This window comes from Paenibacillus sp. sg306046, assembly GCF_059821225.1.
The window spans coordinates 1-1,680 of sequence record NZ_JCAMRT010000073.1; the positions used below are offsets into that span (position 1 = coordinate 1).

Genomic DNA, 1,680 nt, shown 5'->3' on the forward strand with positions numbered 1-1,680 from the left:
CCCCCTGTGTCAGAATAGTTGTCGTACCTCTCGAATGAATGTACAGTAAGAAACAGAGAGGTCGAGGTGGAGACAATGAACCAAATGGACAGCGAATTGAAGCGGCGGATCGTGGAGCGGTTGATGCCGCCAAACCCGGAATCGGTCAGCCAGATTGCCAGAGAAAGCGGGATATCCGAAACGACGCTGTACAAGTGGAAGAAGGCAGCCTTGGCGCAGGGCGTAGTAAAGTCCGGGGGCGAAAAATCGAACGCGCGTTGGAGCACCCAGGAGAAGTTCGCCATCGTGGTGGAGACCGCCGGTTTAAGCGAGATCGAGCTGTCGGAATATTGCCGCGGCAAAGGGCTTTATGTCGAGCAGGTGGCTGCATGGCGCGATGCCTGTTTACAGGCAAACGGAGGCGTTGCCGAGCAGGCGAGCAAGCTGCAAAAGGAGTTGCGCGTGAAGGAGCAGCAGCTGCGTGACATTAGCCGAGAGTTGCAGCGTAAAGACGCTGCCTTGGCGGAAACCGCCGCCTTGTTGGTGCTTCGAAAAAAGGCCCAGGCGATCTGGGGGGAGCCCGGGGACGAATGATCAGTGCCCCAGATCGCGCGTTAGCCGTCACACTGATTCAGGAAGCCGTTGAAGCCGGTGCGCGGGAACGACTCGCCTGTGAGGCGCTTGGGCTTACCCAGCGAACCTTGCAGCGGTGGCGCCGTAGCGGCAGAGGCGAGGATGGTCGACCGGCTGCTACACGTCCCATGCCAGCGCACAAGCTCAGTGCAGAGGAAGAGCAGCAGATCCTGGACATCGTGCATCAAGCGGAATTCCGGAGTTTGCCGCCAAGTCAGATCGTTCCGGCTTTATCCGATCAAGGCACGTACATCGCCTCCGAATCGAGCTTCTACCGCGTGATGCGCAAGCATAACCAGCAGCACGAACGCGGACGGAGCAAAAAGCGAACCGCCAGACCGCTCACCAGCCACAGCGCCACAGGCGCGAACCAGGTGTGGATGTGGGACATCACGTGGTTGCCCGGACCGGCCAGGGGACTCTTCTACTATCTCTACCTGGTGCTGGATCTATTCAGCCGGAAAATCGTCGGCTGGGAGATTTGGGAAGAAGAAACCGCCGAGCATGCGAGCCAGTTAATCCGAAGAACGGTGATCCGGGAACAGTGTGTCATCCGCGAGAAACCGCTTGTGCTGCATTCGGATAACGGCAGCCCCATGAAGGGGGCGACGCTGCTGGAAACGTTGTACAGCCTGGGCATTACGCCCTCCAGAAGCCGGCCGCGGGTGAGCAATGACAATCCGTATGCGGAATCCGTATTTCGCACGTGCAAGTACCGCCCGGAGTATCCCGCAAACGGATTCGCGGATCGGACGGAGGCCCGTGAATGGGTGCTGCGATTCGTCCACTGGTATAACACTGAACACCGTCACAGCGGCTTGAACTTCCTGACACCGAGCCAACGACATGAGGGGCTTGCGGAACAGATCTTCGAGCGTCGCAAACAGGTCTATAAGACGGCAAAAGCGGCACATCCCGCTCGCTGGTCGGGAGCCACGCGCGACTGGAGCCTCGATGAGGAAGTCTGGTTAAATCCCGAAAAGGCAACGGTTATTCAAGCTGAGCAAAAAGGCTAACTCTAGCACAACTACATTTTGAGATTAGCGACAACTATCTTGACAAACGCCG

Annotated in this window: 1 protein-coding gene; it reads left to right on the forward strand. The window is 57.9% G+C overall.

Annotated features, from left to right (window positions below; all coding sequences use genetic code 11):
• The first annotated feature begins 75 nt into the window (after positions 1–75).
• Positions 76–1,628 (forward strand): IS3 family transposase gene (locus AC6ROY_RS25305; RefSeq protein WP_500103327.1). Its coding sequence is split into 2 segments (ribosomal slippage): positions 76–547 and positions 547–1,628, totalling 1,554 coding nucleotides; the frame shifts between segments, so codons are not numbered across the junction.
• Positions 1,629–1,680 lie beyond the last annotated feature (52 nt).